Below are 23022 nucleotides of genomic sequence, written 5' to 3'. Positions count from 1 at the left end.
AGTAGGGCCAGCGCTCAGTCGTATTCGAGGTCGGGTAACGGGGACGGCGGCTCCGGGCTGCGCCACACCACGACGTAGTCCGCACGCGCGCTCGCGACCGCCGTGCTCAACCGGTCGAGGTCGAAGTCCGGCAGGTAGCGCAGCCGGGCCAGGAAACTCGCGTCGGTCGCCGAGTGCGGGACCACACAGCCCTCGCCCTCCCGGTCGAGCAGGACGATGAAGACGTCCTCCTGCTGGGCGGACGGATCCCGGTGGCTCTGGCCGCCGACCCGGACCTCGACCACGTCCTCCCAAGCGAGGGCCTCGACGCTGCCGTCGGCGTAGTGACGCGTCACGCCTTCTTCGGTGACGTACACGTAGGTGTCCGGCACTGGGTTGCCGTGCATGGGCGCGATTGTGACGACTTGAAGCGGCAGCGTGCAAGAGAACCCGCGTGGGAGACCGCCTGTGGGAGGCCACGTGCGGGGTGATCGGCGTCCCCGGGCCGCACGGCGGCCGTCGCGGGCTCAGGCGTGCCGCCACCGCAGGTGTTCGCGCACCGCGTGGACCGCCGCGTCCGCCGGTCCCTCGGCGATGACGCGCAGCAGCGCGGCGTGCTCCGTCGCGAGCTCGTGGGGATCGGCGTACGCGTGCCTGAGCCGGACCAGCCCGAGCCGCGTCTCGGCCGCGAGCGTGGCGTACAGGCGCTCCAGTCGCGGGCTGCCGGCGGCGGCGACGAGCGCCTCGTGCAGTGCCATGTGCTCGGCCACCACGGCCGCCCAGGGCGCCCCCGGAGGCAGGCCGGCCAGCCGGTTCAGCGCCTCCTCCGCCGCCGTGACCCGGCGCCCCGCGACGGCCTGCGCCATCAGTTCCTCCAGCGGCCTGCGCACGTACATCAGGTCGGCCAGGTCGGCGGAGGTGATCACCGGGACGTACGCGCTGCGGTTGCGCTCACGCCGCAGCAGTCCCTCGTGGACGAGCAGGGCCAGCGCCTCCCGCACGGTGGGGCGGGCCACACCGTACCGGGCCGACAGCTCCTGCTCGGGAAGCGCGGCCCCCGGCTCGATGTCCCCGGACAGCACCCGCTCGCGCAGCGCGGCCGCGAGCGCCTCGACGGTGGAGACGGGCCTCAGGGTGGTCACGGGGCCGAGCCTAGTGCGGCGACCGGCGGGGTGGAGCTCCGCCGCGGTGCCGTTCCGGGCGGCGGACCGGGCTGAGGACCGGGCCGGGGCGCGGGACACGACCTACGATTCATGCCCTGCCGCGCGTGGCCCGGGCTCGCGACGAGCCGCGATCGGCAGACGTTCCCCGGCGCCGGCCGTCCGGTCCGCGGCGGGTACGACGGGTTCCGGCATGATCGGCTTGGCGGGCAGCGCCACCACGACCAGTCCCAGGGCGAGCAGCACCAGACCCGCCCAGGAGACGGGGGACAGGTGCTCGCGCAGCGCCACGACGCCCAGCAGGGCCGCGACGGCGGGCTCGGCCAGCGCGAGCGTGGCCGCCGTGGCGACCGGGGTCGTGCGCAGGCCCCGGCCGTACAGGAGATAGGCCAGACCGGTCGTGGCGCAGCCGAGGTAGAGCGCGGCCAGCAGACCGCCCGGACGCGCGAGCCAGGCCGGTCCGGTCAGTGCGAGGACCGGCAGCATGAGCAGGGCCGCGCCGCCGAAGAGAACGCCCATGACGATCCCCGATTCCATGCCCCCGCCGATGGCGCGGGCCGCCACGACCGCGTAGAAGGCGTACAGGAGCCCGCCGAGGAGGGCGAGCGCGACGCCGCCCGCCTCCGCGCCGCCGGCTCCCCCTCCCCCGCCGGTCACGAGCACGGTGCACCCGGCGACGGCGGCGGCCGTGGCGAGCGCCCAGCGCCCGCTCGGCCGCTCGTGCCCGACGATCCAGGACAGGAGCCCGGTGAAGACCGGGCCGCTGCCGATGGCCACCACGGTGCCGATCGCCACGCCCGTCCTGCCGACCGCGGCGAAGAAGCACAGCTGGTAGGCCGCGACGGCGGCGGCGCCCAGGACCAGTGCCCAGCGCGTGGCATTGCCGGGCGCGGGACCGTTCCCGCGGGCGGTGCGGCGGCCCCGGCGATGCGCGACCAGCGCCAGCGCGCCCAGCAAGGCCCCGCCGAGCACGAGGCGGGCCGCCGCCAGCGAGACGGAACCCGCGGTGGCCAGGGCGCCCACGGTGCCCGCGGTCCCCCACAGGACGGCCGCCCCGACCACCGCGAGAGGACCCGATCTGGAGTTCATGGGTGGATTGTCTGACAATCAGACACAAGTCAGCAAGCACTTTATTCCGGGAACATCGAGACTGTCCCGATATGGGGCTGTAGCCCAAGTCGTTAGGAACGATCCCTGGTGGCGCAGCTCACGGATTGCTATGGTTTCGCCACTGTTAACACATGTGTAACCGACGGGCAGGTCTGATGGCTGGTCGGAAACGATCCATCCGCTTCAAGATTTTCGCGATCCTGCTGGTGCCTGTGACCGCCCTGGTGGTGATCTGGGGGTTCGCCGCCAAGCTGACCATCGAGCAGGGGCAGCAGCTCCTGCGTATCCAGAAGGTCTACGACAACATCGTCTATCCCGTCAGTGAGGCCATCAACGCGCTGCAGAGCGAGCGGTTCGTGTCGGTGAGCTACCTCGCCTGGCGCACCAGCTCATTGCGTACAGACCTGCAGGCGCAGCGCCGCAAGACGGACGCCACCGCTGTCCTGCTGGCCCGCCTGTCGGAGGAGGCCCGGGACGAGACGCCCCCGGCCATGTGGGACGGGGTGCAGGACCTGCGCCGGCAGTTGGACCGGCTCGACGTCCTGCGCGGCCAGATCGACGACCAGCGGCTCACCCGGCTCGACGCCATCGAGGAGTACAGCACGGCCGTCGAGGCCGCCCATCAGGTCTACGACCGGCTGATGATCTCCCCGGACATCGACATCATCGAGCAGACCAAGGCGCTCATCCTCATCACCCGCAGCCGCGAGCTGGTGAGCCAGCAGTCCGCCCTCGTGCTGGGCGCGCAGGCGTCCGGGCGGATGACGCAGGACGAGCGGGACGCCTTCTCCGGCATGGTCGGCAAGCGGCGCCTGCTCTACCAGCTCGGCACCAGCCAGCTCGACGCCGGCCTGCTCAAGCAGTACGGCACGCTGAACTCCTCCGCCGTCTACACGTCGTTCGTCTCCCTGGAGGACGACGTGATCGCCAGAGTGCGGCCGGGCCAGCCGCTCCCGCCGGAGGCGATCGCCTGGCCGACGACCGCCCAGGCCCTGACCCGTCAGCTCACCGAGACGACCGACGCGGCCGCCGACGCCACCGCCGCCCGCGCCGTGCCGCTGGCCCAGGACGTGCTCTGGGACATCGGCATCGTCGGCGCGCTCGGCCTGGCGGCCCTGCTCGCGACCGCGTTCATCTCCGTCCGGTTCGCCCGGACCGTGGCCGACGAGCTGAGCATCCTGCACCGGGCCGCCGCCGACCTGGCCGGGCGGCGCCTGCCCGATCTCGTACGGCGGCTGCGGCGCGGCGAGGACGTCGACGTGGCGGCCGAGACTTCGCCGATGGCCCAGGCGAGCGGCACCGTCGAGATCGAGAACGTCGGCCGCGCCTTCACCTCCGTGCAGCAGACCGCGATCGAGGCGGCCGTCGGCCAGGCCGAGCTGCGCAAGGGCGTCAACAAGGTCTTCCTCAACCTGGCCCGGCGAAGCCAGTCGCTGCTGCAACGCCAGCTCGGCATGCTGGACAGCCTGGAGAAGGAGATCAGCGACCCCGATCTGCTCGAGCGGCTGTTCGGCGTCGACCATCTCACCACCCGCATGCGCCGCCACGCCGAGGGCCTGATCATCCTGTCCGGCGCCGTGCCCGGCCGGGGCTGGCGCAACCCCGTCCGGCTGTACGACGTGGCCCGCGCCGCCATCGAAGAGGTGGAGGACTACCTGCGGGTGGACGTCAACCTGCCGCACGGGGTCTCGCTCGCGGGCAGCAGCGTCACCGACGTCGTCCACCTGCTCGCCGAGCTGATCGAGAACGCCACGGTCTTCTCCCCGCCGCACACTCGTGTGCAGGTCAGGGGGGAGATGGTCGCCCGCGGCTTCGCGATCGAGGTCGAGGACCGCGGGCTCGGCGTTCCCCCGGAAGAGCTGTCGCACCTCAACGCGCGGCTCGCCGATCCGCCCGAGTTCGACCTGGCCGACAGCGACCGGCTGGGACTGTTCGTCGTCGGGCTGCTGGCACGGCGGCACAACATCCGCGTCTCCCTGCGCACCTCGCCGTACGGCGGGACGAGCGCCGTGCTCCTGCTCCCGCAGGAGATCGTGGTGGAGAACGAGACCCGGGAACCGGTGGTCGAGCGCCTCGCCCAGCCGGAGGTCCCACCCCCAGCCCTGGCCCTCACCCCGCCGATCGGCGGCCAGGCCCAGGATTCCCTCCCCCGCCGGGTGCGGCAGGCCAACCTGGCCCCGCAGCTCAAGGAGGAACGGAGCGATGTATTCTCCTCCTTCCAGGCCGGCTGGCAACGCGCTCAGGAGGACTCGTGACCGAGCACGAGGACGGGCCGCTGCTGCGTCCCTACACGCTCACCCGTGGCCGTACCCGCCCGACCGGTCCGGACTTCGACCTGATGACCATCATCAGGACGGCTCCCTCGGCGTACAGCGGGGTCACCGGGCTGGCTCCCGAGCACTGGCGGATCCTGCAGCTGTGCCGGGTTCCCTCCTCCGTGGCCGACCTGGCCTCGGAGCTCGGCCTGTCGCTGAACGTCGTGCGCATCCTGCTGGGCGACCTGCGCGACCAGGGACTGATCACGGCGCGGCCGCCGGCCACGGTCGCCCAGCTGCCGGAAGAACGCCTCCTCCGCGAGGTGATCCAGGGGCTTCAGGCACTGTGATCCCGCGGGAGGCACTGTGATCCCGCGAGAGGCACTGTGATCCCGCGGGAGTCCTCCTCTCGGGGCGCCGCTCTCCTCCCCGGGCGTCCGCCGGCGCGCGACGCCTAGGAGTCGCCTTCGCACGACTCCATGAGCCGCTGGACGTGCCAGCGGGCCGGGGTCAGCAGCTCGTCGGCGTACCGGTCCAGCAGGGCCGCGCACGCGAGCGGATCGGCGGTCTCGACGGGCGGCAGGACCAGGATCTCCTCCTCGCCGTCCAGCACGAGGTCGCCCCGCACGCCGAACGTCCCGTCGCCGACCGCGACCGCGGTCTCGAACACGAGGTCGTGCCCGGGCAGCGCGAGCGCGGCACCGAGCCGTACGGCGGGTCCGGCCAGGTCGCAGACGGGCTCCACGCGGACATGGGGGAAGAAGTCGCGGGAAACGGACCGCCCCATCTCGCTGAACCGCGCAGCGGTGCGCATCAACGCGCTCAGGAGTTCGGCGGCACCCTGACTGTTGGCGTCCACCCACGCAGGGTAGATCACCGAAAGTTGCGGTTTGGCCAAAATATTGTGTTCGGCCGGAAATTCCGCCGGAAAACGGCTCAGCGGAAGGCGTAACACTCCACCTCGGCCCGCCGCCGGGTCAGTCCGCCGCCCACCGACTCTTCGACGCAGGAGCGCTGAGCGGCGGTGAGTTCGAGCACTCCGCAGACGCTGACTCCGGAGTACGTGCGGCAGTCGAGGTTCGGATTGAAGGCGCCCACCGTGTACTGCTCGCGCACCTGCGCGCGGCAGCGATGCCGCGCCTCGGACGTCTTCAGGTAGCGGCACTGGCCGATGAGGATGTCGTACTGTTTCCGGCTCACCTCCTGCCGCTCCACGCCCCCTTTGGGCGCGGACGCCTGCGCGATCCCCGCCCTCGGACCGATTCCCGGGCGGCCGCCGGCCCCTGCGGCCACCGAGGCGACCGTCCCGAGCATGGTCATCGCAGCGAACACGGCGACAGCGACGATCTTTCTCATGGCGATCCTCCCGAGCAGGAACGTACCCACGGGCGAACGGCAGCCCTCCTGCGCCACGCCGGGCCCGCATGGACGGTCGTGACCTTGTGTCATGCCGAAGTCGACGCATTCACTACGAGGCGTAAATACCCCATTGCGAAGTGTGATGGCAGACGATCAAGGGTAGGTGAGGCCACGGAACCGACGGGGACGGCGTTGACGCCATCCACACCCGATTCTCGGTTCGAAATCCGGTCATTTTCGACGCAACGGAGCTTTTACGTGCGATTTGTTCACGCAATCACGACGGGCGCGCTGGTCCTCACCGGGCTCACGGTCACCGGCGCGGGCACGGCCGCGCTGGCCGACGCGGGCCCGCAGGCCACGTCCCGCGCCGTCGTTGACGGCTACCAGGTCGTGACGCTGCCCAACGCGAACGTGCCGAACTTCACCCGGCGCACGGTGTACTGCCCGCAGGGCAAGCGCGCCGTGGGCGGCGGCGGCGAGGCGCAGGGCAACGACGCGGTCCTCGTAGGCAGCTTCCCCACTCCGGACGGCACCGGATGGATCGCGCTCGGCCGGCAGAACAGCTACAGCACCGTCGGCATCAGCGTCTACGCCATCTGCGCCAACGCCTGATCGAATCACTCGCAGCGCGGGGGGCGGGCGGAGCCCGCTCCCCGCGTACATGGGGCGGAGCGCGCCCCCTACGTACGCAGGGCGGAGCCCGCTCCCCCCGCGTGCGTAGGGCTGTGTGAGCGACGGGCTAGGAGGCGCTGACCGGCGCCGGGGCCGGCTCCTCGCGGACGAAGGGCGAGGAGGTCCCGCCCAACGACAGGCGGGCGGGCAACCCGGCCGTCCAGCTCTGGCGCTCCGCACGGGCCAGCCCGGTCACGGTGAGCGTCCCGTCGCACGGCCACTCGTCGGCCCGCTCGCCCGACCGGTCCCACACCGCGAGTGGGCCGTCCAGGCGGGCGGTGAGCAGATGCTGCAGCGGGGTGCGGGGCAGGAACAGGTCGGCGTCGGGCGTCTCGCGCCGTACGGCCCGGGGAAGCATCGGCTCGCGCAGCCGCACCAGCGTGGCGGGCTCGGCCCGCTCGACCAGCGCACGGATTTCGGGAGCGGTCAGATTCGCCACCTCCCTGGCCATCGAGACGTTCCGGACCAGCACGCGGACCCGTCCGGAAGCGCCGTCCATGCGGGCCAGCGCCTGCTCGGATCTGGCGTCGCAGACGACCTGGTCGGCGAACAGGTCGCGCACGCCGGCCACTCCCCCGGTTCCGATCGCCGCGACGGCCGCGGCCAGGGCGTCCGCACCCGTGATCCCGTTCCAGCGAAGGCCGGGACCGCAGGCCGTGCAGCCCGTCGCGGCGGACGCGGACCGGCGGGCGTCCGGCCCGCGGCACTCTCGCCCGCAGTCCGCGCACAGGACGGCGGAGGGCGCCGCCGCGGCGCGCGGCCGGCAGTCGTCGCAGCAGACGAGCGGATACATGTACCTGCGGCCGGCCCGGTCGAACAGCTCTCGCACGCAGGCCGGACAGAGCCCGTGCTCGCTTCGCCGAGCGCCGGGGGAAGCCGAGATGACCATGAAAGCCGCACTGCCCCCGGCCGACGGCTCTAATCACATACGTCCCACCAATCTCAGTGGTGTGGTCACGCCTGCTCCACACCGAGGTGAACGCGCCGGTGACGGGGCCGCTCCGCCTCGTCGAGCACGGCCACCGCGAGGTCGGGGTAGGAGATCCGGCTCCCGGCGTCGCCCGGCGCCGGGCGGTACCGCCCGGTGCGCCCCCCTTCGTGGTCGAAGTCGCCGGACGGGCTGATCACCAGCCAGTCCACCGGAGTGGCCGCCTCGCGCAGGACGGCGGTCCCCGCCTCGTGGCCGAGGTAGAACTCGAGGTAGTCCTGGGGGTAGCCCGGTGTGTCCCGCAGCAGCGTCCCCGAGGCGGTCCGCAGGCCCGTGGCCAGGCCGACCGCGATCAGGCGCCGGACACCGGCCCGCTCCAGACCCCCGAGCAGCGCACGGGCCGCCGCGGGGAAGAACTCCATCGGCGGAGCGGCCAGGTCGGCGGCGGCGTTGACCGCCACGTCGTGGCCCACGGCGATCCGCGCGATCGCGTCCGCGTGTGTGACGTCGCCCGCGACGACGTCGTCCGCCTCCGGACCGCCGTACGCCGCGGGATCGCGGACCACCGCCGTCACCGTGTGCCCGCGCTCGCGCGCCTCCCGTACCACCGCGCGGCCCGCCCTGCCGCCCGCCCCGAACACCACGATCGCGCTCACGCGCACCCCTCTCCGTCCGGACCGGTCACAGCGGCCGGCCGTCTGGCAGCGGACGCTATCCGGGTGGGCGGTTACCTCCGGGTCACCGGCCGGGGAGTGCTCTTCCCTCGCGCGGAGGATCGGCGACGCGGGCGGGCCGATCGAGGCGCCGTCGCGCGGCAGGCTGGATAGATCACTCGACACGACCTAGCGTTGTCGCCGTGACCGAACCACTCGACCCGGACATGTTCGATCCGCTCTGTCCGTCCGGCCTGATGCCCATCAGGCTCGGAGACAAGTGGTCCGGGATGATCGTTCGCTGCCTGGAACAGGGGCCGCGGCGCTTCTCCGAACTGCGCGTCCCTCTGCGCGGCATCTCGGCCAAGGTGCTCACCCAGTCGCTGCGCACGCTCGAACGCGACGGGTTCGTCCTGCGCACGGCCCACCCCGGGCCCGTTCAGCGGGTCGAGTACGCGCTGACCCCGCTCGGCCGGAGCCTGCTCGAACCGCTGGACGCCATGTGCGCGTGGGCCGAGGAGCACTGGGAGGAGCTCCTCGACGCCCGCGAGGCGTAGCCGTACGGGCCTGCTCAGCCGTCGGCGAGGGCGCGCAGGGACGGGCGCAGGGCCTCGGCGATCCGTTCGGGCGACGCGTCGCGCAGGGCCGTGAGGCCGAGCAGCTGGTGGGCGATCGTCACGCCCAGCATCGTGCTGACCATCAGGGCCGCCCGTAGTTCGGCCTCGTCGGAGCCGATCGCGTCCGCCAGCTGCGCCACCTGACCGTCGAGCTTGCCGCGCACCTCCTCGGCGGCGTCGGGGTGGGTGAGCATGGAGCGCATCATCGCCAGCGTCGCCTGTGGCAGCGGTCCCATCTTCATGCCGATCCTGCCCAGCAGTTCCTCGACCGGCTCGAGCTCGCCGTCCAGCGGCGGGATCGACGGGATTCGCACGGCCCGCTCGAACAGGTCCTGCTTCGACCCGAAGTACTGCATGACCAGGGCCGGGTCGACCTCCGCCGCCGCCGCCACGGCCCGGATCGTCGTGCGCTGGAAGCCGCGCTCGGCGAAGATCGCCCGCGCGGCGGACAGGATGCGCTCCTCGGTGCGGCGCCGGCGCTCGGCCCGGCTCGTCGGCGTCCCCTCCATGCGACGACTCTACCGGCGTTGACCGTGCGGGTCGTTCGCTCTACAGTCGTTGAGTCAACGAATGTTGAGCGAAACGCTCGCCGAATGATCGGAGTGAACGGATGACACTCACCCCGCGCGAGGTCCTGGCCCGCTTTCACCGGGCGATGGTCGACAGGTCGGCCGACGACCTCGCCGATCTCTACGCCGCGGACGCCGTCCACACGTTCCCGTTCCGGGCACCGCTGTTCCCCGCCCGCCTGGAGGGCCGGGAGGAGATCCGCGCCCTCTACCGAGCGACGTGGGGCGCGAGCCCCGTACGGCTCGCCGAGATCCACGACGTCGTCGTCCACGAGGCGGCCGACCCCGAGGTCGTCACCGGTGAATGGGAGGGCACCGGCAGCGTCGGCCCGGACGGCCGGCCCTTCCGGGCCACCGGCCTGCTGACTCTGCGTGTACGGAACGGCGAGATCGTGGAGACGCGCGACTACATGGACGTTTTCGGCACCTACCACGCGATGGGCCGGCTGCGGGACGTCGTGGCCGCCGCGGAGAACGAACCTGCCACGGCCTGATCCGGGCCGCGCAGGCGCGCGGGCACGGCCACAATGGCGACCATGACGATCTCGCCGATCACTGTCCGCCGGTCGGGAACGGCGGACGCCGCGGCCCTCGTCCGCCTGCGCGCCCTGATGCTGGAGGACATGGGGGCGGACGTCGGGGACGAGAACGCGCCCTGGCGGGCGGCGGCCGAGGCGTGGTTCACCCGGCGGCTGGGCGATCCGAGCAACTTCGCCGTGTTCGTGGTGGACGACCCGGAGCTCGGCGTGGTGAGCTGCGCGGCGGGCACCTGTGACTCCCGCGCGCCGGGGCCGACGAACCCGGGCGGCCTGCACGGCCACGTCTTCAACATCTGCACCGACCGGCGCCGACGCCGGCTCGGCCTCGCACGCGTCTGTCTCGACGCGCTGCTCGCCTGGTATCGCACCGAGACCGAGGTCCGGACGATCGACCTCAACGCCACGTCGTACGGGATCGAGCTGTATCAGTCCTTCGGGTTCGACGCGCCCCGCTACCCGGCTCTCCAGCTGCGGCTGGGCCCGCCGCTCGGGCGTGGTTTCACGAGTCGCTAGAGGTCGAGCCGGTAGCGCACGGTCCGGTGCGTCGGCACATACCCGAAGGCGTCGTTGATGCCGCGCATGTAGGTGTTGCCGTCGGCGGTGTCGGCGAGCAGCCCCGCGAGGTCCGGGTGGCGTTCCCGGACCAGCCGTATCATCTCGGCCTTCATCCAGCGGCCGAGGCCGCGCCCGCGGTGTTCGGGAAGGACGCCGGTGCCGTAGTGCTGCCCATCGCCGGTGCCGTCACCGGGAACCACCAGCTCGGTGAAGCCCGCGATCGTCCCGCCGGCCTCCTCGACCGCCGCGACGGTGTGCAGGAGCTCGCCGCGCCGCACCACCGCCTCGGCGACGGCCCTGACCCGGGCGACGTCCCAGGGAGCCGGCCTGTGGTCGAGGCCGTCCATCGGCATGTCGTCCATGGCGCGGCGGGACGCGGCGAACGTCTCGGCCAGTTCGTCCGGGACGACGCCCTCCCAAGCGACCAGCCGGTATCCCGGATGCGGCTCCGCGAGGGCCGCGGCGAGGACGGCGGGGCCCACCTCGGCCAGTGCCAGGCGGGTGAACGTCAGGCCCAGCGCCGGGCGGAACCCCCGCGCGGCCAGGAACGCCTCTGCGGGGCCGCCGGCCTTCGCCTCCGCGGTGACACATCGCCGGCCCTCCTCGCGCGCCGCCGCCAGGGCCGCGGCGAGCAGGCGCGACCCCACCCCGGCGCGGCACTCGGCAGGGTGGACGTGCAGCTCGAGCTCGGCGAGATGCTCGTCGCCCGCGGCGGTGAACAGGCGCAGGTACGCCGATCCCACGGGGACGCCGTCGGGCCGGGAGGCCAGCCAGGCCAGACGGTGACTCGAAGCACCGGTGTGCGGGTCGACCAGACGGGTCAGCTGAAGAGACATGGGCGCACACCATACGGATCGGTGCGCTCATGGATCAACGGGATTTACCGGAACTCCTGCGCGGGCAGGGCCGACAGGACCCGCAGCGCCCGCAGGAACGTATCCCTTTCGTCATCGGGCAGCCGGGCGAGCAGCCGTTCCTCCATCCGGCGGATGCCCGCCTGGGCCGCGTCCCGTACGAGGCGGCCCTCGGGGGTGATGGACAGGAGCCGGACGCGGCGGTCGGCCGGGTCAGGGCTCCGCTCGATCAGGCCCCTGTGCTGAAGGTCGTCCAGGACGCGGATGATGCGCGTCTTGTCCGCGCCGATCGCCTCCGCCAGCGCGGCCTGCGTGCGCACCGGCCGGTCGTCCAGACCGAGGAGCACGACGTACGCCCACATCGACAGGCCGTGCTCCCGCAGGATCGGCGTCTCCGCGGCCACCAACGCCCTGGTCAGGGGAGCCGTCATCGCGGCGAGATCGGGGCGGTCGGACATGCCCCACAGCTTAGGCTTTGACAAACAATAAGCATGCACATATCGTCTGCGCAGACTTACTAATTGGAGGAGACATGGACATCCGGGACCTGGACCGCCGGGCCGTGCAGGCGAGCGTCGACGTGGTGGCGGAGGTGCGCCCGGGCGACCTGGAGCACCCGACGCCATGCGTGGGCTGGACCCTTGCCGACCTGCTCGCGCACATGACCGCCCAGCACCTCGGTTTCGCCGCCGCGGCGGAGGGCCGCGGGGCCGACCTCGACGCGTGGCGGGAGCGGCGCGCCCCCGACCCCGTCCGGGCCTACGCCGTGGCGGCCGAGCGCGTCGTCGACGCGTTCGCGGCCGAGGGGGTGCTCGACCGCGCGTTCGTCCTGCCCGAGATAGGGGTGGACGCGCCGTTCCCGGCCGTGCAGGCCATCGGCTTCCATTTCATCGACTACCTGGTCCACGGGTGGGACGTCGCCCGCACGCTGGAGCTCTCCTATGATCCCGGCCCGGATCTGGCCGAGGCCGCCTGGCCGATCGCCCTGGCGGTGCCGGACGGCGACTACCGCGACAGGCCCGGCGCCGCGTTCGCGCCGAGCCTGCCCGCCGGGCCGGAGGCCTCCCGCTTCGACCAGGTCCTCGCCCGCCTCGGCCGGGCCCCCGCTCACGAGATGGCCGCCCTCCCCGCCGACGAGTCCTGAGTGCCCGCGTGCTCACACGGCCCGGCTTGCGAGCTGGGCTATCGTGAAAATGCCGCCGATGTCCGGCTTCGTCACACCGGCCGCGGCGCAGGCGCACCATACGGCCGCTCTCGTCGGGGGAAGGGAACGTCCGATGTCCGAAGTGCTCCGTGCCGTGGACAAGCTGAGACAGGCCATCAACCGCCATGACCTCGACGCCCTGGCGCAGTGCTTCGACGAGCGGGCCGTTCTCGTGGCCCCGGACGGCATCGCCGAGAACAGGGAGGAGATCGCCTCCTACTACAGCCAATGGCTGGAGGCGTACCCCAACATGGTGATCACCCCGCAGTCGGTGACCATGTTCGGGGACACGGTGGCGGCGGAGTTCACGATCAGCGGCACGCACAAGGGGCCGCTGCTCTTCCCCGGCGGGGACGTTCTCGAGGCGACCGGGCGGCCCATCCTCCTGCGGTCATGCAGTTTCTCCACGGTGGAGGACGGGCTGATCCTCAGTCACCGGCTCTTCTACGACCAATTGGAGGTGGCGGCCCAGATCGGCGGCTGCCTCTGTTTCGGCGACCACCCGTAGCCGTCTGGGCGCGTCCGTCGCCGACGACGTCGTCTCCGGCACGTTCCTGACGGCCTTCCGCACGCGCGGGCGCTACGGCCCGACGTCGTCGGTCGCTCGGCCCCGGGGCGTGCTGAATATTTCACCGAATTCGGCGGCGACCGGCAGATCTTGTACGGCGTTTCCCAAGGTGCCTTACGGTTCCCGCACTTTGTTTTGGAAAGGTCCATTTTCACTTCGGGCGAATCGTGTACATGTGCCGGGCGATTGCCGAATCTGGGGGGCGTCGGCGCCGTGTGCGAAGCCGGAACGGGCGCCGGATGCCAGAACTGGTCAAGTCACCCTGGAGACGATCGCTTATGCCCTTCGGCCATCATCGGTTCGCCCGCAGGATCCTGACGGCCGTCGCGGCGGTCGCCCCCGCCGTGGCGCTGGCCGCGGCGGGATCGGTCCTGGGCACGGCGTCCGCCGACGCCGCGGTCACCTGCCAGGTGACCTACTCGAGCACCCAGTGGGGCACGGGTTCCGGCGGCTTCACGGCCGGGCTCACCGTCAAGAACATCGGCGACCCGCTGTCGGGTTGGAAGCTGACGTTCACCTTCCCCGGCTCCCAGAAGCTCACGCAGGGCTGGTCGGCCCGGTGGACCCAGCTCGCCGATCGCGTCACCGCCGAGAACGAGTCCTGGGGCGGCACGGTGGCGTCCGGCGGATCCCTTCATCTCGGGTTCAACGGCACCTGGACCGGGAGCAACCCGGCGCCCAGGGACTTCGCCGTCAACGGCGTGCCCTGCCAGGGCACCCTGCCGAACATGTCGCCGAGCCCGGTCGTCAGCCCCAGCGCGAGCCCGTCACCCGGCCCGCTGCGGATCCTCATCGAGCCCAAGCAGGTCACCGTGCCCGAGGGGGGCACGGCGAGCGTCCAGGTGTCGCTCAGCCGCAGGCCCGAGGGCACGGTGTCCATCGGCACCGCCCACATGACCGGCGACGAGGACCTGACGATCGTCCACAGCCCGTCCTTCACCCCGGACAACTGGAACATCCCGCAGCCCCTCACCGTGGCCGCCGCCGAGGACGACGACGCGGTGAACGGCAGCGCCACCTTCGACACGCGCAGCAGCCAGGCCACCGCGCCCAGCGCCGTGCTGTGGACCGCCACCGAGCAGGACAACGACACCGCCGATCCCTCGCCGAGCCCGAGCCCGAGCGTCAGTCCCAGCCCGGACGTGCCGGTGGACAACCCGTTCGCCGGCGCCACGGGGTACGTCGACCCCGGCTGGGCGGCCGATGTGGAGTCCTCCGCCGCGAAGGTGGACGACGCGACCGCGCAGAAGATACGGAGCCTGAAGACGACGCCCACCGCGGTCTGGCTGAACCGGATCGCCGACGTCACCGGCGGCTCCGGGGTCACCCGTACGCTCAAGGACCACCTCGACACCGCCGTGACCCAGGGCGCCGGGTACGTCACGCTCGTGCTCCACAACCTGCCCGACCGCGACTGCCGGTCGCGCGTCTCCGACGCCGAGCTGCACATCCAGGGGAACGGACTCAACCGCTACAAGGCGGAGTTCGTGGACCCCGTCGCCGCCCTCCTGGCCAAGCCGGAGTATCGGAACCTGCGCGTCGTGACCGTCATCGAACCGCGGGCCCTGATCGACCTCATCGTGGGGACCTCCCAGGGCATCTATCCGTGCGAGCAGGCGGCAGGGTCGGGCGCCTACCTGACGGGCATCCGGTACGCCCTCGACAAGCTGTCGTCCCTGCCGAACGTCTACACGTACCTGGACGCGGGCAGCGCGGGATGGGCCGGCTGGGAGACCAACTTCACGCCGCTCGCGGCCATCATCACCGAGACCGCTCGCGGCACGACGGGGGGCCTGAACAGCCTCGACGGCATCGCCACGAACGTCGGCGACTACGTCCCCCTCCAGGAGCCGTTCCTGACCGGCCCCAACCAGACCGTGAGCGGCCAGCCGATCCTCCAGAGCAGGTTCATCGACTGGAACCCCTACCTGAACGAACGGGACTACGCCGTCGCGATGCGCAGCGCCCTGATCGCCAAGGGCTTCCCCGGCTCTCTCGGCGTGGTCGTCGACACCTCCCGCAACGGCTGGGGCGGGCCGGCCCGGCCCACGGCCGCGAGCACTTCGAGCGACCTCAACAGGTTCGTGGACGAGAGCCGCGTCGACAGGCGTCCGTCGCGCGCCGCCGAGTGCAACCAGGACGGTGCGGGGCTGGGGGCCCGGCCGGTCGCGGCGCCCGCGCCCGGTGTCGACGCCTACCTGTGGATCAAGCGGCCCGGCGAGTCGGACGGCGTCGGCGGACCGCTCCTGCCCGAGGGCTCCGACCGGCTGATCGACTACAGGTGCGACCCCAAGGGCACCCTCACGCCCGGGACGGACGGCTGGCGGCCGACCGGCGCTCTCCCCAACGCGCCGCTGATCGGCGACTGGCACCACGAGCAGTTCGTGATGCTGGTGAAGAACGCCTACCCCGCGCTCTGAGGCCGGGTGCGGCTCCGGCCCGAGCGCCGGAGCCGCATCCGCTCTTCTCGGCGGCCGGGCCCTGACGACGAGCCGGGACGTATCAGGTCACCGGCCAGGCCGTAGAACCCGTTCGGGTCGCCGAGCCGGTCGAGCCAGCCGTCGCGCCCCCGGCTGTCGGTGCTCCAGGTGGCCCAGATGAGGAACACGGCGGCGGGCGCGCCCACGTAGGACGCGTACCGCGCGGCGAGCCGGGCGTTCGCCCACCACGACACGCCCGGCCCGCGCGACGCCACGCGGCCGCGCAGAGCGGCGCCGCCAGGAGGGCGATCGCCACCCCGTCCGTCAGGCCGATCATGTGGGCCGAGCACCTGCGACGGCAGAGGCGTCACCGTGCGCACCCGGGACTCCGGCGTCTTGACGACCACGGTCCGCCAGCGCGCCCCGGCCAGCCCGGACGGAACGTCTCCGGGCGAGGGCAGCAGTGCGACGAACCAGGTCCCGCCGGGCTCGCGGCTCGCCCACAGCCCGGCGGACTCCTCGCCCCACTGCGAGTCGTAGTCCTCCAGACGGATCTCCTGCGTGCTCTGGGCCACCACTTCGGCGCCGTCGGCCGACGTCGTGACGGTCGGTGTGCCGCCGTCCGGCAGCAGGCAGCCGACCGCGCTCCCGTCGCCGAGCAGAGCGGCGGACCCCGCCCAGTCACGGGGGACGCCGACCCGCGTCGTGCTCGTCATCACGGGGGTGTCGTGGCCGCGCTCCGCGATGGTCACGGAGGTCTCCACCCAGGACGAGCGGGGAGGTCCGAACCCGCAGGGCGTCACGCCGGCGAGCGCCGGGCCCGAGCCCAGATCATCAGGCCCCAGATCGTCACGCCGAGCGCCACCACGGCGAGCGGCACCACAGTGAGGATCCCGATCGGCTTCATCCCCGCACCACTCGTCAGGCGTCGCACAGCCGACCTCCCGTACGCGATCGATCCCCAAGGATGAGTCGCGCGGAAAGCGGCTTTGGTTACGAACCCTCCCGCCACCGCCCCTCCCGCCACCGCCTCTCCCGGGCGCCGCCCCGAGCCTCGGCGTCGCCGCCGTCAGGGGCCGGTCAGGCGGCGCTCGCCCTTCGTGGTGATCACGTAGACCTGCCAGGTGTAGTAGGCGTAGTAGTTCCTGATGTCCCGCTTCATCTGGCGTGCGTGCGACAGGACCGCGTCGACGTAGGCCTGCGAATGGTTGTAGGCGTACAGCGCGCGCCGGTAGTCGCGGGGCGCTCCCGACGCGTGGAGGTAGTTGGCCGCGGCGAGCAGGGCGTCGCGGGTGTCGTCGATGTCGCCGCCCATGCCGTACGCCTTCCAGGTGCCCGGCATGAACTGCATCGGCCCTCTGGCGCCCACGTAGCTCGGCGACCGCACCCGTCCGAACTTGGTCTCGACGAGCATGACCGCCGCCAGCACCTCCCACTCGACGCCGAACCGGCGCTCGGCGCGCCGGAAGTCGGCGAGCAGGACGTCGGCCGGCTCCGCCCGCTCGACCTTGATCTTGATCGGTCCGCTGACGGGGTGCGCGAGGGAGAGCAGGTCGCGGATGGCCGTCACGTTGTCCCGGGCCCGCGCGGCCTCCTCCTTCGGCAGCTTCCCGTACGTCCGGGACGCGACCTTCGCGTTGCGGGCGAGGTAGCGGTACACCCGCTGCTCGTACAGGGACAGCAGGACCACGGGCTCGGGCGCCTCCCCCTTCGCGGGGTCACCCGTACGCCTCCAGTCGTCGATCGCGTCGCGCAGGTGCCCGGCCGTACGGTTGAGGGCGTCGGCCAGCCGGGCGGGGTCCTTGGGGATCGCCTCGTCCGGCACGGGCAGGTCGCGTGCGGACGGCTGCGGCGCCGGACTCGCGGAGGACGCCGACGTGGACGGGGACAGGCGCTCGCGCGGAGCGACGGAGGCGGCCTCCCCCGCCGCGCCGCCGCAGCCCGAGAGCGGAACGGCCACGGCGGCGAGCACGGCGGCCAGCGCCCTGCGGAGCGGCATCGGCGGTGGGATCACGGCAGGCTGATCGTTCATCGTCCCCAACGTATGCCCAGCGGCGCCGTTCCATGTCCTCGTCCGGCGCGGTGGGGCGCCGGACGTCGGGAACGTTACGGACGACCCCTTTTTCCTCCGATTGAAATTCGCTGTTGACTCGCCCAGTTATCGCACAGTAATCGTCGTCACGTGCAACTGCCTCGGGTGAAATTCGAGCACCGGCCCCACCGGTACGAGGACGGCACCGTTCGCATCGGCGGCGAGATTTACGGGATCGCCGCCGAAATCGCCGACCCGTACGGCTGGGTGTGGACGACCCTCACCCTGATGGACGGCACCCGCTCCCGCGACGAGATCGCCGAGCGGCTGCGGCTGGCCCATCCGGAGGTGCCGGACGCCGTGGCGATCGTCGAGCAGCTGGTCGCCACCCGATACGTGGAGGACGCCGCGGCCGTGCCGCCGGCCGGGCTGAGCGAACGCGAGCTCGACCGCTACAGCAGGAACCAGGCCTTCTTCCGCACGGTCGACGCCGTGCCGCGCGCGCACGGCTGGGAGACCCAGCTCCGGTTGAAGTCCGCCCGGGTCGTGGTGCTCGGCCTCGGCGGCACGGGCAGCCACGCGGCCTGGGCGCTCGCCGCCAGCGGTGTCGGCACGATCCACTGCGTGGATCCGGATCTGGTCGAGCTGTCCAACCTGAGCCGCCAGGTGCTCTATGGCGAGGACGACGTGGGGCGCCCCAAAGCGGAGGTGGCGGTCGAACGACTCCGCACCGTCAACTCCGACATCTCCGTCACGGGCGAACGCCGCCACATCGGCGGCAGGCGGGAGCTGGACGACCTGGTCGCGGGCTGCGACGCGCTCGCCCTCTGCGCGGACCGGCCCACCGGCCACGAGATCAGGGTGTGGGCCAACCGCGCCTGCGCCGCCGCGGGCATCCCCTGGGCCGGCGGCGGATACAACGGGCCGCTGGTCACCGTGGGGTGCTTCGCGCCGGGAGCGGGCGCCTGCTACGAGTGCCTGAGCAGCGGCGAGGAGGCGAGACGCCGCCCCGGCACGCCGGTGGACCTCGGCGGGGCCGGCGTCATCGCCACCTCCGCGGGCGTGTCCGGGCAGCTCGTCGCTCACGCGCTGCTGGGATTGCTGACCGGGGTGCCCGTGCCCCCGGTCGGCACCATCCAGGGCGTCAACCTGATCGCCGCGGACCATCACGTGTGGGTCCGCCATCCGCCGCGTCCCGGCTGCCCGGTGTGCGGGACACGGGCACGCGCACGGGATACGCACACAGTCCATTTCGGTTGACGACCGAAATCGACGACGGCGGAATGGCCATCGAATGTCCTGACTGCCTGTGTCAACCGGCAGGTCGTGAACCGGTTTTCATGTCCCCGCCGGAGGCGACGGGAAAGGGCCGGTCATCGTGATCGGCGGGTCGTGGGGGTCCCCCGCCGACCACCACCGGACCCGGCCCGAGGCCCGCCGGGCGCGGCGCGGAGACGCCGCTCTCCGAGTACGCCGTACGAGGGGATGCGCGGGCCGTCCGGCCGGCCGCCGATCAGGACTGTGCGTAGGAGCCGGTGGTCAGGTCCTCGATCAGCCCGGGTCGCTCCGGGGCCCACCCGAACAGCCGCCGGGCCCGCGAGGCGTCCATCGGCGACGACCGGGTGAGCACGCCGGCGGACTGCCCCATCGCGGCGGCCGCCTGCTCCGGCGTGATCGACACGGCCCGGGCGCCGGTCAGCTCGGCGACGGCCTCGGCGATCCGCCGCATCGTTGTCCGCTCGGCCGAGGCGGCGTTGACGACGGCCCCGGGCGTACGGCGCTCGACCGCGGCCACGTACAACGCGGCGAGGTCGTCGACGTGCACCGATGTCCACGCGTTGGTGCCCTCGCCGACGTAGGGCACCGTCCCGCTCTGCCTGCCGCCGGCGATGAGCCCCTGCAGCAGCCCCGACCCGCCGCGCCCGTAGACCAGCGCCGCCCGGATCACCGTGGCCGCCACGTGGCCCGCAGACAGGACCCGCCGCTCGCCGAGGACCTTGTACGGCATCGGCGAGGTCTCCGCGGTGACGGGGTGATCCTCGTCCACGGTGGCGCCCCGCGTGTCCGGGTAGACCAGCCCGGTGCTGGTGTAGACGAACGCGCCTCCGCCGTTCAGGCCGCCGAGCAGCGCCGCGAGGGCGTCGCGCTCGATCTCGCCCATCTCGGGATCGGCGTAGTCCACGGCCGTGTGCACCACCGCCTCCGCGGTCGCGGCCGCCCCGTGCAGGACGTCGAGGTCCCGCAGGCTCCCCGGCACCGCCTTCGCGCCCAGCCCCTCGACCCGCTCGCGCGCCCGGTCCGACCTGGCCAGGGCGGCCACCTCGTGACCGGCCCGGACGAGGTGCTCGGCCACGACTCCTCCGACGTAACCGCTCGCACCGGTGATGAGAATCCGCATGATCATGTTGCCTTTCGCTGGGATCGGTTGACCTTCGGCGGGTCCGTGTCCGCCGCCGCAGGCCGGTGCAACTCCACGGTCGCGCCCGCCCGTCCCGCACAGCCAGGGACCGGGAGTCCGTGGCTGCGCGGGCCGGCGCTCCCGCTTGCGGGCGTACCGTCATGGACATGGACAAGCACGGCCTGGCGAAGTTCCTGCGCGGCAAGCGGGAGCAGGTCGGCCCCGCCGACGTCGGCCTGCCCGAGGGACGCCGCCGCCGTACCCCCGGGCTGCGGCGCGAGGAGGTCGCCCAGCTCGCGTACATCTCGGTGGACCACTACACCCGCCTGGAGCAGGCGCGCGGCAGGCATCCGTCGCAGCGCGTGCTCGACGGCATCGCCCGCGCCCTGCGCCTGTCGGACCAGGAACGGGCCCACCTGTTCCATCTGGCCGGGGAGCGGGAGGAGAGCCGGTCCGCCGAACCCGTACGCGAGGTGCGGCCGAGCACGCTGAACCTGCTCAACCGGCTGACCGACGCCGCCGCGATCGTCGTGGACGACACCTGCGCCGTGCTGGCCTGGAACCCGCTGGCCGCGGCCCTGTTCGAGGACTTCTCCGCTCTGGCTGGCCGGGAGCGCAACGTCATCCGGCGTTACTTCCTGCACCCCGACCCCGAGCGGCGGCACTACGGCATGGGCAGCCCGGAGCGCTTCGTCGTCACGGCGGTCAGCTACCTGCGCGTCGCCGTCACCCGTTATCCCGGCAGCCGTGAGCTGAGGAGCCTGGTCGAGGAGCTGCTGGCCGGGAGCGAGGAGTTCGCCCGCCTCTGGAACTCCCAGCGGTTCCACATCGAGCGGCATCTGCGCCAGACCGTGCGGCACCCGCGCGTCGGGCCGATCGAGCTGGACTTCGACGTGCTGACCGTGCCCGACCAGGAGCAGCAGGTGGTCATCTTCACCGCCGAGCCCGGGTCCCCGGCCTACGAGTCCCTCCAGTTCCTCAAGGTCATCGGCGCCGAGCAGGCGCCCGCCGGCGCCTGACATCCCTCCGGTTCCTGCCGGGCGGGGGTGCCGCCCGGCGTGCGATGTAAAAAAACCTGTACATGAGGTCAAAGATTGGCTACCTTGGAGATGTCAAAGATTTCATACATCAGGAGGTTCCGATCATGACTCACGAGGAGAAGCGCGCCTGGATCAGGCTGGTCGTCGCCGTGATCGCCTACGCGGCGTACGTCGTCGCCGTCCTCAGACGGGCGGACGGCGGCCCGCTACCCGACGTGCCGTACACCGCCGCCCTGCTGTGGACGATCGGCGGGGCGATCGCCGCGGCGATCGTGGCCGAGATCGGGATGGCGATCGTCAACCCGCGGGCCTCGCGCGTCATCGACGTCCGCGACAAGGAGATCGGGCGCCTCGGCGACTACACCGGTCAGGCGTTCGTGGCCATCGGGGCGCTCGCGGCGATGCTCATGGCCGTGGCGGAGTGGGACAGGTTCTGGATCGCCAACGTGATCTACCTCTTCTTCGTCCTGTCGGCGGTCCTCAGCGATGCCACCAAGATCATCCTCTACCGCAGGAGCGTTCCGGAGTGGTGAAGCCCACCCGTGTGACGAACCGCATCCGCGCGCTGCGGTTCGCCCACGACGAGATGACCCAGGCCGAACTCGCCGAACGCATCGGCGTGACCAGACAGACCGTCATCGCCATCGAGCAGGGCCGATACTCGCCGTCCCTGGAGATGGCCTTCCGGATCGCCCGGGTGTTCGGCGCCCCGCTCGACGACGTGTTCCAGTATCCCGACCTCCCCGAGGAGACGACGTGAAAGCCATCGTCCAGGACACGTACGGCCCGGCCGACGTGCTCGAATTACGCGACATCGACCGTCCCTCGATCGGCGACGAGGAGGTGCTCGTCGAGGTCCGCGCGGCCGCCGTGGATCCCGGCGTCTGGGTCCTGATGACCGGCCGGCCGTACCTCGCGCGTGTCGGGGGATTCGGGCTGCGCCGGCCCAAGGTCCCCGTGCGGGGCCGCGACGTCGCGGGGGTGGTGGCGGCCGTCGGCGCCGGCGTCACCCGCTTCCGGCCCGGTCAGGAGGTGTACGGCACCTGCCCGAGCGGCTCGCTCGCCGAGTACGCGAGGGCGCCGCAGGACCGCCTCGCGCCGAAGCCGGCCGGTCTCACGTTCGAGCAGGCCGCCGCGGTGCCGGTCTCCGGCATGACGGCGCTGCAGGCCGTCCGCGACGTCGGCGGCGTACGGCCGGGACAGCGGGTGATGGTCATCGGCGCGGCGGGGGGCGTGGGGTCGTTCGCCGTGCAGATCGCCAAGGCGCTCGGTGCGAGCGTCACCGGCGTGTGCGCGGCGGCGAAGGCGGACTTCGTGCGGTCGCTCGGGGCCGACGACGTCATCGACTACGCCCACGAGGAGATCGACCGCGACGGCGCGCGTTACGACGTCGTCGTCGACACGGCGGGCAACCGGCCGCTGTCGCTGCTGCGGCGCGCCCTGACGCCGCGCGGGACGCTGGTGATCGTCGGCGGCGGGCACGCCGCATACCGCTTCACCGGGGGCATGGGACGCACGTTCCGGGCGCCGCTGCTGTCGATGGTCACGGGGTTCCGGGGGCAGCGGCTGCGCCCGATGCTCTCCCGCGAGCGCGCCGAGCACCTGGAGGAGCTGACCCGGCTCATCGAGTCCGGAGCCGTCGTCCCGGCGATCGACCGCGTCTTCCCCCTCGGCGACGCCCCCGGCGCGCTGCGCCACCTGATGGGCGGACATCCGGCCGGCAAGGTCGTCGTCACCGTGGCGGAAACGGCCTGACTCACCTGCGGTCCGGCAGCTCGGTCTTCTGGGGGCCTGGAACTCTTCCTCGGTCAGCACAACACCCGCGTCGCGGAGCACGCGCGACGTGCGGACCAGGCGGGCCAGGCCCGCGACACCCCGGGCCGGAACCATCCGAGGTCGATGTTCTGCCGCCCGACGTGCCCGGCTACCCGTCCTACCGCGAGGTCTTCCCGTCGGCGGCGCCGGCGGCGGCGTGGAGTCCGTGAGCCGCCCCCGCCACGAGCAGAACACCCGGATGTCCTGACGGCCGGGCCGGCGGCCCGTACGATCTCGGCTCTGGCGAAAAGTGATATCACTTTGCTAGTGTCGTGCTAGACACCGAGGAGAA

The 23022-nt window shown here is 72.3% G+C and carries 27 protein-coding genes; 14 read left to right on the top strand and 13 right to left on the bottom strand.

All coding sequences use genetic code 11. From position 1 onward, the window contains the following. Nucleotides 1–14: 14 nt before the first annotated feature. From ACQPZZ_RS03995 to ACQPZZ_RS03985, 3 genes are all read right to left on the bottom strand, one after another. Nucleotides 15–386 (bottom strand): hypothetical protein, encoded by a 372-nt coding sequence (locus tag ACQPZZ_RS03995; protein WP_363634528.1) that lies wholly within the window; start codon nucleotides 384–386, stop codon nucleotides 15–17. A gap of 120 nt (nucleotides 387–506) precedes the next feature. Further along, nucleotides 507–1121 carry a GntR family transcriptional regulator gene (locus tag ACQPZZ_RS03990; protein ID WP_432929034.1) on the bottom strand — a complete coding sequence of 205 codons (615 nt, stop codon included), beginning with the start codon at nucleotides 1119–1121 and terminating at the stop codon, nucleotides 507–509. Nucleotides 1122–1223: 102 nt separating this feature from the next. After that, entirely contained in the window at nucleotides 1224–2228 is a 1005-nt protein-coding gene (locus ACQPZZ_RS03985; RefSeq protein ID WP_432929032.1) for a DMT family transporter, read from the bottom strand. Nucleotides 2229–2404: 176 nt separating this feature from the next. Between ACQPZZ_RS03985 and ACQPZZ_RS03980 the strand changes: the two genes are divergently transcribed. Further along, complete coding sequence (locus ACQPZZ_RS03980; RefSeq protein ID WP_432929030.1) at nucleotides 2405–4504, top strand: sensor histidine kinase; 2100 nt, start codon at nucleotides 2405–2407, stop codon at nucleotides 4502–4504. Continuing rightward, a complete protein-coding gene (locus ACQPZZ_RS03975) occupies nucleotides 4501–4854 on the top strand; it encodes a DUF742 domain-containing protein (protein WP_432929028.1) in 354 nt (117 codons plus the stop codon). Before ACQPZZ_RS03980 ends, ACQPZZ_RS03975 begins: the two co-directional genes overlap by 4 nt. A gap of 104 nt (nucleotides 4855–4958) precedes the next feature. Here ACQPZZ_RS03975 and ACQPZZ_RS03970 read toward each other — a convergent pair whose 3' ends face one another. Continuing rightward, nucleotides 4959–5363, bottom strand: coding sequence for a hypothetical protein (locus ACQPZZ_RS03970; RefSeq protein ID WP_432929026.1), 405 nt, complete (start codon nucleotides 5361–5363; stop codon nucleotides 4959–4961). Between the two features lie 77 nt (nucleotides 5364–5440). Continuing rightward, nucleotides 5441–5860 (bottom strand): hypothetical protein, encoded by a 420-nt coding sequence (locus ACQPZZ_RS03965; RefSeq protein ID WP_432929024.1) that lies wholly within the window; start codon nucleotides 5858–5860, stop codon nucleotides 5441–5443. Between the two features lie 261 nt (nucleotides 5861–6121). Here ACQPZZ_RS03965 and ACQPZZ_RS03960 point away from each other — a divergent pair, with 261 nt between their 5' ends. After that, complete coding sequence (locus ACQPZZ_RS03960) at nucleotides 6122–6478, top strand: hypothetical protein (protein ID WP_432929022.1); 357 nt, start codon at nucleotides 6122–6124, stop codon at nucleotides 6476–6478. A gap of 127 nt (nucleotides 6479–6605) precedes the next feature. On the opposite strand, the gene ACQPZZ_RS03955 is transcribed toward ACQPZZ_RS03960, so the two are convergent. Both ACQPZZ_RS03955 and ACQPZZ_RS03950 read right to left on the bottom strand, forming a co-directional pair. Further along, nucleotides 6606–7427 carry a hypothetical protein gene (locus tag ACQPZZ_RS03955; protein WP_432929020.1) on the bottom strand — a complete coding sequence of 274 codons (822 nt, stop codon included), beginning with the start codon at nucleotides 7425–7427 and terminating at the stop codon, nucleotides 6606–6608. Between the two features lie 65 nt (nucleotides 7428–7492). Continuing rightward, nucleotides 7493–8122 carry an NAD(P)-dependent oxidoreductase gene (locus ACQPZZ_RS03950; RefSeq protein WP_432929018.1) on the bottom strand — a complete coding sequence of 210 codons (630 nt, stop codon included), beginning with the start codon at nucleotides 8120–8122 and terminating at the stop codon, nucleotides 7493–7495. Nucleotides 8123–8322: 200 nt separating this feature from the next. Between ACQPZZ_RS03950 and ACQPZZ_RS03945 the strand changes: the two genes are divergently transcribed. Next, nucleotides 8323–8676 carry a winged helix-turn-helix transcriptional regulator gene (locus ACQPZZ_RS03945; RefSeq protein ID WP_363634550.1) on the top strand — a complete coding sequence of 118 codons (354 nt, stop codon included), beginning with the start codon at nucleotides 8323–8325 and terminating at the stop codon, nucleotides 8674–8676. 14 nt (nucleotides 8677–8690) lie between these two features. On the opposite strand, the gene ACQPZZ_RS03940 is transcribed toward ACQPZZ_RS03945, so the two are convergent. Continuing rightward, nucleotides 8691–9245, bottom strand: coding sequence for a TetR/AcrR family transcriptional regulator (locus tag ACQPZZ_RS03940; RefSeq protein ID WP_363634552.1), 555 nt, complete (start codon nucleotides 9243–9245; stop codon nucleotides 8691–8693). Between the two features lie 101 nt (nucleotides 9246–9346). On the opposite strand from ACQPZZ_RS03940, the gene ACQPZZ_RS03935 reads away from it, so the two are divergent. Together ACQPZZ_RS03935 and ACQPZZ_RS03930 are read left to right on the top strand one after the other, a co-directional pair. After that, nucleotides 9347–9799 (top strand): nuclear transport factor 2 family protein, encoded by a 453-nt coding sequence (locus ACQPZZ_RS03935; RefSeq protein WP_432929015.1) that lies wholly within the window; start codon nucleotides 9347–9349, stop codon nucleotides 9797–9799. A gap of 42 nt (nucleotides 9800–9841) precedes the next feature. Next, on the top strand, nucleotides 9842–10357 hold the full coding sequence (locus ACQPZZ_RS03930) for a GNAT family N-acetyltransferase (protein ID WP_432929013.1): 516 nt from the start codon (nucleotides 9842–9844) through the stop codon (nucleotides 10355–10357). Here the strand turns inward: ACQPZZ_RS03930 and ACQPZZ_RS03925 are convergent. Together ACQPZZ_RS03925 and ACQPZZ_RS03920 are read right to left on the bottom strand one after the other, a co-directional pair. Then, on the bottom strand, nucleotides 10354–11235 hold the full coding sequence (locus tag ACQPZZ_RS03925) for a GNAT family N-acetyltransferase (protein ID WP_432929011.1): 882 nt from the start codon (nucleotides 11233–11235) through the stop codon (nucleotides 10354–10356). The two genes, ACQPZZ_RS03930 and ACQPZZ_RS03925, sit on opposite strands and share 4 nt — an antisense overlap. A gap of 44 nt (nucleotides 11236–11279) precedes the next feature. Then, nucleotides 11280–11711: a MarR family winged helix-turn-helix transcriptional regulator gene (locus ACQPZZ_RS03920; RefSeq protein ID WP_432929009.1), complete on the bottom strand. Its 432-nt coding sequence runs from the start codon at nucleotides 11709–11711 to the stop codon at nucleotides 11280–11282. 74 nt (nucleotides 11712–11785) lie between these two features. Here ACQPZZ_RS03920 and ACQPZZ_RS03915 point away from each other — a divergent pair, with 74 nt between their 5' ends. The 3 genes from ACQPZZ_RS03915 (at nucleotide 11786) to ACQPZZ_RS03905 (ending at nucleotide 15445) form a co-directional block, all read left to right on the top strand. Further along, nucleotides 11786–12397, top strand: coding sequence for a TIGR03086 family metal-binding protein (locus tag ACQPZZ_RS03915; RefSeq protein ID WP_432929007.1), 612 nt, complete (start codon nucleotides 11786–11788; stop codon nucleotides 12395–12397). Nucleotides 12398–12530: 133 nt separating this feature from the next. Next, nucleotides 12531–12965, top strand: coding sequence for a nuclear transport factor 2 family protein (locus tag ACQPZZ_RS03910; protein ID WP_432929005.1), 435 nt, complete (start codon nucleotides 12531–12533; stop codon nucleotides 12963–12965). Between the two features lie 338 nt (nucleotides 12966–13303). Then, on the top strand, nucleotides 13304–15445 hold the full coding sequence (locus ACQPZZ_RS03905; RefSeq protein ID WP_432929003.1) for a glycoside hydrolase family 6 protein: 2142 nt from the start codon (nucleotides 13304–13306) through the stop codon (nucleotides 15443–15445). Here ACQPZZ_RS03905 and ACQPZZ_RS03900 read toward each other — a convergent pair. After that, nucleotides 15430–16197: a hypothetical protein gene (locus ACQPZZ_RS03900; protein WP_432929001.1), complete on the bottom strand. Its 768-nt coding sequence runs from the start codon at nucleotides 16195–16197 to the stop codon at nucleotides 15430–15432. The two genes, ACQPZZ_RS03905 and ACQPZZ_RS03900, sit on opposite strands and share 16 nt — an antisense overlap. 317 nt (nucleotides 16198–16514) lie before the next feature. Next, nucleotides 16515–17477: a lytic murein transglycosylase gene (locus ACQPZZ_RS03895; protein WP_432928999.1), complete on the bottom strand. Its 963-nt coding sequence runs from the start codon at nucleotides 17475–17477 to the stop codon at nucleotides 16515–16517. A gap of 150 nt (nucleotides 17478–17627) precedes the next feature. Between ACQPZZ_RS03895 and ACQPZZ_RS03890 the strand changes: the two genes are divergently transcribed. Next, nucleotides 17628–18737, top strand: a complete 1110-nt coding sequence (locus tag ACQPZZ_RS03890; protein ID WP_432928997.1) for a HesA/MoeB/ThiF family protein — start codon at nucleotides 17628–17630, stop codon at nucleotides 18735–18737. Between the two features lie 253 nt (nucleotides 18738–18990). Here the strand turns inward: ACQPZZ_RS03890 and ACQPZZ_RS03885 are convergent, their stop codons facing one another. After that, nucleotides 18991–19875: an NAD-dependent epimerase/dehydratase family protein gene (locus ACQPZZ_RS03885; RefSeq protein WP_432928995.1), complete on the bottom strand. Its 885-nt coding sequence runs from the start codon at nucleotides 19873–19875 to the stop codon at nucleotides 18991–18993. Between the two features lie 167 nt (nucleotides 19876–20042). Here ACQPZZ_RS03885 and ACQPZZ_RS03880 point away from each other — a divergent pair, with 167 nt between their 5' ends. From ACQPZZ_RS03880 to ACQPZZ_RS03865, 4 genes are all read left to right on the top strand, one after another. Then, complete coding sequence (locus ACQPZZ_RS03880; protein ID WP_432928993.1) at nucleotides 20043–20894, top strand: helix-turn-helix transcriptional regulator; 852 nt, start codon at nucleotides 20043–20045, stop codon at nucleotides 20892–20894. Between the two features lie 125 nt (nucleotides 20895–21019). Further along, the gene (locus tag ACQPZZ_RS03875; RefSeq protein ID WP_432928991.1) at nucleotides 21020–21448 is read left to right on the top strand and encodes a hypothetical protein; all 429 of its coding nucleotides are present in this window, start codon (nucleotides 21020–21022) and stop codon (nucleotides 21446–21448) included. Beyond that, entirely contained in the window at nucleotides 21442–21675 is a 234-nt protein-coding gene (locus tag ACQPZZ_RS03870) for a helix-turn-helix transcriptional regulator (RefSeq protein WP_432928989.1), read from the top strand. Before ACQPZZ_RS03875 ends, ACQPZZ_RS03870 begins: the two co-directional genes overlap by 7 nt. Then, on the top strand, nucleotides 21672–22670 hold the full coding sequence (locus tag ACQPZZ_RS03865) for an NAD(P)-dependent alcohol dehydrogenase (RefSeq protein WP_432928987.1): 999 nt from the start codon (nucleotides 21672–21674) through the stop codon (nucleotides 22668–22670). The genes ACQPZZ_RS03870 and ACQPZZ_RS03865 overlap by 4 nt, the downstream gene beginning before the upstream one ends. The last annotated feature ends 352 nt before the right edge of the window (nucleotides 22671–23022 follow it).

The organism is Microbispora sp. CA-135349 (assembly GCF_050947365.1).
GTDB lineage: Bacteria > Actinomycetota > Actinomycetes > Streptosporangiales > Streptosporangiaceae > Microbispora.
Note: the sequence above shows the minus strand (reverse complement) of the source record. Positions and strands in the feature narration are given on the sequence as shown.